The sequence below is a fragment of the Pseudomonadota bacterium genome, assembly GCA_010028905.1.
Lineage (GTDB): Bacteria > Vulcanimicrobiota > Xenobia > RGZZ01 > RGZZ01 > RGZZ01.
Genome location: RGZZ01000225.1, coordinates 1 through 8,071 on the forward strand (window position 1 = coordinate 1; position 8,071 = coordinate 8,071).

Consider the following 8,071-nt stretch of genomic DNA (forward strand, 5'->3'; position numbering starts at 1 on the left):
CGCCGGGAGCGAGCGTGTGTCTGTCGGGGCGACTTCCCGGCGGTGCCTGCGGCGGATTTCCATCGTAGGGGAATCCCGCGTCCACCGCCGCCTTGAACCCGCCCGTCAGGGCGGCGGCGCTGTAGTCACGGCCGAGGAGGTACTGCGCCACACGGACGCTCGAGTGCTCGCCGTGTCAGGAGCAGTAGACGATGAGCGTCTTGTTTCGGGGCAGCTCGCCCAGGCGCGTGCGCAGGTCGGCGTACATCATCGAGATGGCGCCCCGGAGATGGCCTTGTTCGAAGACCTTGGGGTGACGCGCGTCAACCAGCACCGCCTGTCCTTCGGTGACTGCCTTGAGCGCGCTGGCCGCGTCGATGCGAGGGACCATGTCCCAGCGCACCCCTCCGCTGCTGAGGGGGTTGAGTCGCAGCGTGAGCCCCATCGCAATGACCAGCAGCAGGGTAAGGCGAGCGATCGATCGCAGGCCGGACCCCCAGCGAAGCGTTGCAAGCGCGAGGCCGAGCATGAGAAGAATCGCAATGTAGTGGTGGCGCATGCCAGGCCGTCTTTCTCGGGAAGGTTGCAGGCGCCGGGGAGACGCGTCGCGCTCTCGGTCTGCTGCGCGCGCTTCTTCGGTCTGCCGCCGGCCCTTCCTTCCCGAGGGGTGCGAGGAGCGGTGCGCGCTGCGGAGAAGTCTTGGGGGCTTCAACACGCCTCGGAGGTATGTCAATGACCCTCGTCAGCCGTTCCACCACAGCCCGTCCCGCTCTCATCGCCGCCGCTCAGGCCGCGCGCGAGTCCGCGTTCCGCCTCGCCGCTGTGCGAGCCGAGCAGCGCAACGCCGCGCTGCAGGCCATGGCGGGCGGGCTGCGCGAGCGTGTGAGCGGCATCGTCGAGGCCAACGTTCTTGACGTTGAGGCCGCACGAGCCGCCGGAGCCTCTGCAGCCATCATCGATCGGCTCACGCTCGATCCCGCGCGCGTCGAGGCCATGGCCCGCGCCCTCGAGGAGGTGGCCCAGCTGGGCGATCCGCTGGGGGAGGGAGAGACATGGGTGCGCCCCAACGGCTTGCGCATCACCAAGGTGCGGGTGCCGCTGGGCGTGATCGCCATCATCTACGAGGGGCGGCCGAACGTGACCGTGGAGGCCGCTTCACTGGCGTTCAAGGCGGGCAACGCGGTTCTGCTGCGTGGGTCTTCGAGCGCGCTGCAGTCGAACCGCGTGCTCGCTGATGTGATGCGCGCGGCGCTCGAGAAGGTGGGGCTGCCGGCCGGCTGCGTCACGCTCATCGACGACATGGATCGCGACGTCATCGACGAGATGTGCCGCATGAACGGGTTTATCGATGTGGTGATCCCGCGCGGGGGAGAAGCGCTGATTCAGCGGGTGGTGAACAACGCCACCGTGCCGGTCATCGAGACGGGGGTGGGCAACTGCCACGTCTACATCGACGTCGACGCCGATCTCGAAAAGGCCGAGAAGATCGTTGTGAATGCAAAGACCCAGCGCACGGGGGTCTGCAACGCCGCCGAGTCGCTTCTTGTGCATCGCGCGGTGGGCGAGCGGGCGCTTCCTCGAATCGGAGAGGCGCTGCGCAGCCGTGGCGTGGAGATCTTCGGATGTGACGCAACCCAGCGCCTGCTTCCCTGGGCGTCGGTGGCCACCGATGACGACTGGGGGCGCGAGTACCTCGATCTCAAGATCTCGTGCAAGGTGGTCGACTCGCTCGACGAGGCCATCTCCCATATCAACACCCACGGCACGAAGCATAGCGAGGCCATCGTCACCGAGAGCTACACTGCGAGCCGTCGCTTCACCGCCGCGGTCGACGCCGCCGCGGTGTACGTCAACGCCAGCACCCGCTTCACCGACGGGGGCGAGTTCGGCTTCGGGGGCGAGATGGGCATCTCGACGCAGAAGATGCACGCCCGCGGCCCGATGGGGCTGCGCGAGCTCACCACGTGCAAGTACATCTGCATGGGCGATGGACACGTGCGCCAGGCCTGACGGTGAAACCGGACTACACGCTCATCGAGCGTTTCGTCGATGGTCCAGAGGCCCTCTTCGATGCGCTGGTCGGTGGCATCGACTGGGATCGACGCATCGCCGCGCGACTGACGGCGAGCTTCGGTCGCCCCTACGACTATGCCGGGCTCACCTATGCGGCGTGCCCCATGCCTGTGTGGCTGCAGCGCCTTTGCGAGGGCATCGAGCTGCGGCTGGGGTTCCGACCGGACAACTGCCTGGTGAACTACTATCTCGACGGGGCATCGAAGATGGGGTATCACGCCGACGACATCACCGAGCTGGCCGATGACACCGGCGTGGCCATCGTCTCGCTCGGCGGGGTTCGTCCCCTGAAGTTCCGCCGCATCGGTGACATCGAGATGCGGCACGAGCTCTGCCAGCCCGCCGGTTCGCTGCTCTACCTGCCCCAGGACGTGCATCGCGCGTGGGTGCACGCCATTCCGCGCCAGAAGAGCGCGGCGCCACGCATCAGCCTCACCTTTCGCAAGCTGCGAGAGCAAGTGCTGATGCGCGGCTGAGCAATCGGCTCACGCGGTGGCGACGTGGGTCACTGGTGAACCGAGCCCTGGGCGCCGTACTGGGTCTGCCAGGTGGCCGTGGCCTCGGTGAATCGCACGAGCTGCACCGCACCCTGATCTCGCAGCGACACGAGGGTGTCGAGCTGGGGCACGATGGTGTTGTCGATGTAGCCCGCTGTGGTCATGTCGCTCTGGTTGAAGACATACCCGGCGGTCCACATCAGCGACGGCGACAGGGTGCCGTTGCTCATCAGGGTGAGCAGGTCGGAGATCTTCGAGATGTCGTTGTCCCACGTTCCGAAGCTTGCGATTGCGCCGTTCGGATCGTCGGTGAAGTAGCTGCTGGCCGACGCGGGGCGCCACATCCCGCTGACCACTGCGTCGCTCATGTGGTTCGAGGAGCCGGCGCCCATGAGCAGGTTCGGGGTGAACGTGTACTGGGGGTACCTGCTTCCCTGAAGGCCACCGATGAACTTGGGCCAGTTCTGGTAGTGTGCATCGGTGGGCGAGTAGATGTGGCCCCCCACCACTGGCGCGGGGGTCACGCCGCACTGGGTGATGAGGTAGGCCACGTCGGCGTAGTTGTAGCCGTCTGCTTCGTGCGAGTGCGGGTCGATCTCGGCGCCCGAGGTGTCGTGCAGCCACTGCACCACGTTCATGCCGCCGGTGCTCGCCAGGAGCGTTGCGTCGGCCTGCTGCACCTCGTAGGTCTTGCACGCTTCGAGGAAGTTGTAGTCGCTCTGCCAGTTCCACGACAGGTTGCGCGCGTGCATGGCGTTGGCGAACGCGATGATGGCGTTGCGGAACGTGATGTACGACGCCTTGTCTGTGGAGAAGTCTGGTGTGGCGGGGTGATGCTTGTCTTCGCAGTGGGTGTAGATGGCGACGTACAGCGGACTTGCGAGGCTTCCCGTGAAGCTTGTGCCGCCGGACGTGGGGCTGGGCGTGGGAGAGCTGACAGGGGGCAATGTGGTTGTCCCCCCGAGGGTGAGCGAGGTGCTCAGGGGAGTAGACGTGGCGACGGGTGAGGTAGCGTCGGTGGTGAGGGCGGAGGGCGTGCTGCTCGGCCCGCTCGACGCTCCGCCTCCTCCTCCGGCGCCGCAACCGTTGAGCGCAAGGGTGAGCAGGCAGCAGATCAAGAGCGTGAGCAGGGTTCGCATGGCAGGGTCCTTCACTTTCGCAGAGTTTCTTTCTGCCCAGAGTGACCCGCGCCATCGCGGTGCATTACAGCTCTTTGGGTGCTACCTCGCTGGTCCCGTGATGCCCATCACGGGCTGCAATTGGCGTCGCACGGCATCGGCGCCGATGACGACAAGCCACGCCTCACCGTCGTTGACGCCGAAGCTCAGCAGCAGCTCGTCTGCGCCCAGCCCCTTCGCCGGGCCGGCCACGAGTCCGGCGCAGAACTCGATGCCGACGTGGCGGAAGTAGAAGGCTTCGGTGACCGCGCGCACGCGGAACGTCTCATCGAGATGAACGAAACGGTGAAGATACACACGGCTCGAGGCGTTGCTGTCGCGGTATGAAACCTCGTGGGTCACGCACAGCCACCCCGTGTCGAAGGGAACCAGGCCGCTGCTCCCGCGTTGGTTCTCGAGCGCGACGTCACAGTCGTGCCGTCGCCATTCTCCGCACTGGCGGGTTTTCTCATTCCATCGAAGAACGACGGTGGGGTCGGTGAGGTACACGAACCCCAGCCCGTCGGCGTCGACGAACGGCATCCAGTTCTTCTGATGCAGGTGGTTCTCGTGGCCTTGCGTTGTGAGCTTCTCCACGCGCCCGTCGTCGGCCAGATCGAGAACGGCGATGCGACGGCGCCACTCGCCGTGGCGATCGACCACCACGCAGGTGGCGCGCAGGCGGCCATCGTGCGCGATGACGCGCACGTCCTCGAGGCCCACGACATTCGGCGCCTCGGTGGTGTCGAGGCTGTAGGGCGAGTCATCGATGATCTCGCGCACGTTGCTCAATGCCAGATGGGCATCGAGGCAGACCAGACGGTTGGTGGTGCGGATCACGCCGTCGTAGGAGGTATAGCGTCCGTTCTCCTGCACGTAGTTCACGCCTCGCACGACGCACCAGATCTCCGTGTCACGGGTTGTGAGCGACGGGTTGCAGGGGTGGTACCCGAGAGGGAGGGGCGGGCTCAGCGGCACGAAGCGCACCGTCCCGAACAGGGCGTCGCACGCTCGTGCGTACCACCGCCAGTTGGCGCGCGCGAGCTGGCGCCGGTCGGTGGGCGCGTTGCGGGCGAGCATCAGCTCGGCGTTGAACATGCGTCCGCGGGCCTTTCTCTCTGGGAGCGAAGAGTACCAGCCGCTGATGCTCATCAGCATCTTGAACCCCGTGCGATAGACGGACTCGTCGACGAACAGCAGGTCATCCGGGATGGCCATGCCCAGCCCGACCTCTGCCAGCATGGCGCATGTCTCGTGTCTCCCGTTCAAGCGGTGGTGATCGGCCAGGGCATACAACGGCTCGGCCCGCGTGGGACGCATGTCGTAGGCCTCGAGACAGCTCATCATGAAGCGCGCGCGATCGTTCAGAGCGAGGTGACAGAAGGCCACCATGTAGCGGCTGTACCACATCTCCTGATCCCACCCCCCGAGTGAGATGCGCTGTTCGTACGTGGCGATGGCCTCGGCGTGTCGGCCCATCTCGCGCAGGGTCTGGCCAAGGTAGAAGAGGGTCCGGGTGTCTGTGGGGTTCTGCTCGTGTGCGCGGCGCAGCAGGTCCAGGTCGCGCTCGTGCTTGACGGCGTGGCTGCTGCCGCAGCTGTGGTCGAACATGTGGGCGCCTTCGAGGCGGGTTCTCTCGGTGTCGACTGCGAGGTATTCGTGGGTCGCGCCCACGTAGCGCGCGTCGAGCGTGCGCTTCAAGATTCGTATGTTCCAGTAGGTGAAGCCCCCTTGCGTGGTCTGGCGCACGAGGTAAGCCTCGGCGTTGAGCGTCTCGCGCCATTGCGAATCGGTGACCACCAGCTCCATGTCGGCGTCGATGAACAACATGGCGTCGAAGGCCAGGGGGGAGCGTCGGCAGCGCTCGAGGGCTTCGTTTCGCGCCTGTGCGAAGTCTATGAACGCATATTCGTGAATCTCGCCAGCGATGCCGGCCTCGTCGAAGACGCCGCGAACGCGCGCAAGGGTATCGTCGGTCGATCCGGTGTCGCAGATGACATAGCAGGCCACATGCGGCAAGGTAGAGCGCAGGCATCGCTCGATGATGGCGCTCTCATTGCGGACGATCATGTTCAGGCAGAGCTTCATGCGGGAGGTGTTCTCTTCGACGAGCGGGGGGTCCCCCTCGTCTGTGTGCGGGGTGCGCGTGGGGACCGGTCTCGGGCGTGAGCGCCCGGTTCTCGACAGCCTGTCTGGCGTGCATGCGGCAGGAATTCAGGCGGGGTGGGGGAACCGGTGCGAGATCAGGAATCCAGCCGAGAAAGGTACGTCATGGACCGAAGAGAGTTCATTCAGTCTGCCGGCCTGGTGAGCGTTGCCCTCCTCACGGGTTGCGGTGGTGGCGGGAGCGCACCCAGCGGCTCTCCCCTGTCTGTCGATCTGAACACAGGCAGCACCCCGGTGACCGCCCTGTTGAAGGTGAACTTCGATGTGCCGACGGTGGCGAAGAGCGTGATTCCGGATGGCACCACGACGCTGCGCTTGCAGGGCTACGACAAGAACGGCAACACGGTGTACGGACCCACCGAGGTCCCTGCGCCCGCCGACAACCTGCTCGTGGTCGAGGTCCCCGTCTCCATGACCACCTTTCAGATCACGGGCCTCGCATCCGCCGTCCCCGTTTAGCGTGCTTCCCGCGAAGCACCCTATGAATTGCAGCAGCGGCCCAGCGGCCTCGACATCTTTCAGCGCCCGCCAGGGCGCAGGTCGTCTCGCCTTTTCGACCGTCCTCGTCAGTGACACCGACACCAAGGAGCACGCACAGATCCCATGAGCCTTGAAATCACGTCTTTCTTCGTCATCAGCACCAATTTCGAAACCGCCGACAATCCCCATAGCCCGGTGATCAATGTCAACCTCGGCCAGGGGGGCGATATCAACGGTTCGAGCCCGAACATCGTGGGGCCAACAGGGCCTACGGGGCCCGAGGGCGTCGCTGGGGAGATGGGGGCTGACGGTCCTCAGGGACCGACCGGCCCCGAGGGAAGCCCAGGACCCACCGGCCCGAGCGGTTCGCAGGGACATCGGAAACATCGGATCCCCCGGCCCGACGGGGCCCGCCGGAGCAACCGGGCCGACGGGACCTTACCAGGCGGTCGGCAAGCAGCGCGTTGCTTCTTCAGTGCCGTTGGAAACCAACCGGATCGGACCCTATGAGACTGCGCAGCTTGTCTTCTTCGGACCGACGGGTCCCGCAGGGCCGCAAGGCATGAACGGGGCCCCAGGGTTGCCGGGGTCCCCGGGCCAGACAGGGCCGGAGGGCTCGCGGGCCTACGGTCCTACCGGGGCGGTTGGAGCGACCGGGCCGACGGGGCTGGACGGGCCTACGGGTATTGCGGGCGACACAGGGCCGGCCGGGCCCACGGGCGAGCCGGGCCCCACGGGACCGACCGGCCCCTCGGTACCCGCAAAGCGGTCGGTCAACGCCTCCCCATCTCTGCTCGAGCCCGTCGTTCTCCCTCCGGGGGAGACGCTTTTCCTCGACAGCATTCGAACCATCTCGTTTCAAGGAGCCGTGATCTACGTTGTCGGGCCGACGGGGCCCACGGGACCGGCTGGAGATGCCGGGATTCAGGGCCCCACCGGCTCTGTCGGACCCACCGGGCCTGCCGGGACGAGTGCTCCAGGTCCTACGGGTCCCGCAGGGCCGACCGGTGCGGAAGGTTCTGGCGGCGAAACGGGCCCGCCCGGACAAATTGGGCCGACGGGGCACGTCGGGCCCACCGGACCGACGGGGCCACAAGGATACTCCTCCGTCTAGTCCGCGTCAGCGGGGCTGCTACACCCGCATCGATCGAAGAAAGGCGTCGCTCTCCCACCCCCTTCGGGGACAGGCGTGCGACGCCTTTTCTTTGTGGGCACCGGACGAGCGGTCAGGCTCAGCGCGGCAGCTTCTGGCCCAGAGCCTCTGCCACGCTCAGGGCGGCGGTGAAGTCGAGATTGTCGACGTGGTGGCGCACTTCGAGGTCGCCCGCCGCGCCCCCCCTTCCAGCAGCGAAGGCGACCCGTCAACCCCTCGAAGGGCTGCGAAAAGCCCTGGCGGCGGGGCGTTTTGCGGGGCGTGCGGCCGACGGCGTCGAGGGCTTCGGCAGGGTAGACGGAGCCACGAGATCGAGGCTGTCGAGTGACGCCACCACCACGGTGAGGCGGGTCGCCAGGTGATGGCGCGCATTTGTGCTCACATCGGTCTTGCCTTGGCGCAACGCCGTTTCCAGGTCGCCCGCGGCCTGCGCCAGATCGGGCATGCCGAGGTTGGCCGCGGCGCCTTTGAGCGTGTGGGCCAGGCGCTGCGCCCCTTCGCTGTCACCAGACCTGAGGGCGTCGCGAATGGCTTCGGCCACCGTGCGCTGGTCGCGGAGGAACTCG

Annotated in this window: 7 protein-coding genes and 2 pseudogenes; 5 read left to right on the forward strand and 4 right to left on the reverse strand. The window is 66.5% G+C overall.

Features of this window, described 5'->3' with window-relative positions:
* Positions 1 to 175: 175 nt before the first annotated feature.
* Positions 176 to 538 (reverse strand): hypothetical protein, encoded by a 363-nt coding sequence (locus EB084_14910; GenBank protein ID NDD29547.1) that lies wholly within the window; start codon positions 536 to 538, stop codon positions 176 to 178.
* 173 nt (positions 539 to 711) lie between these two features.
* On the opposite strand from EB084_14910, the gene EB084_14915 reads away from it, so the two are divergent.
* On the forward strand, positions 712 to 1,989 hold the full coding sequence (locus tag EB084_14915) for a glutamate-5-semialdehyde dehydrogenase (GenBank protein ID NDD29548.1): 1,278 nt from the start codon (positions 712 to 714) through the stop codon (positions 1,987 to 1,989).
* A 2-nt stretch (positions 1,990 to 1,991) separates the two neighbouring features.
* A complete protein-coding gene (locus EB084_14920; GenBank protein ID NDD29549.1) occupies positions 1,992 to 2,528 on the forward strand; it encodes an alpha-ketoglutarate-dependent dioxygenase AlkB in 537 nt (178 codons plus the stop codon).
* Between the two features lie 29 nt (positions 2,529 to 2,557).
* On the opposite strand, the gene EB084_14925 is transcribed toward EB084_14920, so the two are convergent.
* Positions 2,558 to 3,688 (reverse strand): hypothetical protein, encoded by a 1,131-nt coding sequence (locus tag EB084_14925; GenBank protein ID NDD29550.1) that lies wholly within the window; start codon positions 3,686 to 3,688, stop codon positions 2,558 to 2,560.
* A gap of 81 nt (positions 3,689 to 3,769) precedes the next feature.
* On the reverse strand, positions 3,770 to 5,794 hold the full coding sequence (locus EB084_14930) for a hypothetical protein (GenBank protein NDD29551.1): 2,025 nt from the start codon (positions 5,792 to 5,794) through the stop codon (positions 3,770 to 3,772).
* Positions 5,795 to 5,977: 183 nt separating this feature from the next.
* Between EB084_14930 and EB084_14935 the strand changes: the two genes are divergently transcribed.
* The 3 genes and pseudogenes from EB084_14935 (at position 5,978) to EB084_14945 (ending at position 7,361) form a co-directional block, all read left to right on the forward strand.
* Positions 5,978 to 6,331, forward strand: a complete 354-nt coding sequence (locus EB084_14935) for a hypothetical protein (GenBank protein ID NDD29552.1) — start codon at positions 5,978 to 5,980, stop codon at positions 6,329 to 6,331.
* A 276-nt stretch (positions 6,332 to 6,607) separates the two neighbouring features.
* Positions 6,608 to 6,727, forward strand: a pseudogene (locus EB084_14940) (collagen-like protein).
* 256 nt (positions 6,728 to 6,983) lie between these two features.
* Positions 6,984 to 7,361, forward strand: a pseudogene (locus EB084_14945) (collagen-like protein).
* A gap of 352 nt (positions 7,362 to 7,713) precedes the next feature.
* Here EB084_14945 and EB084_14950 read toward each other — a convergent pair.
* Positions 7,714 to 8,071 (reverse strand): Hpt domain-containing protein (locus tag EB084_14950; protein ID NDD29553.1); only part of this gene is annotated, 358 nt, incomplete at its 5' end.

What these genes read in the sequence shown, in the direction of transcription:
- EB084_14910 (NDD29547.1), bottom strand. Translation starts at nt 538, where the DNA reads ATGCGCCACCACTACATTGCGATTCTTCTCATGCTCGGCCTCGCGCTT.
- EB084_14915 (NDD29548.1), top strand. Translation starts at nt 712, where the DNA reads ATGACCCTCGTCAGCCGTTCCACCACAGCCCGTCCCGCTCTCATCGCC.
- EB084_14925 (NDD29550.1), bottom strand. Translation starts at nt 3,688, where the DNA reads ATGCGAACCCTGCTCACGCTCTTGATCTGCTGCCTGCTCACCCTTGCG.
- EB084_14930 (NDD29551.1), bottom strand. Translation starts at nt 5,794, where the DNA reads ATGAAGCTCTGCCTGAACATGATCGTCCGCAATGAGAGCGCCATCATC.
- EB084_14935 (NDD29552.1), top strand. Translation starts at nt 5,978, where the DNA reads ATGGACCGAAGAGAGTTCATTCAGTCTGCCGGCCTGGTGAGCGTTGCC.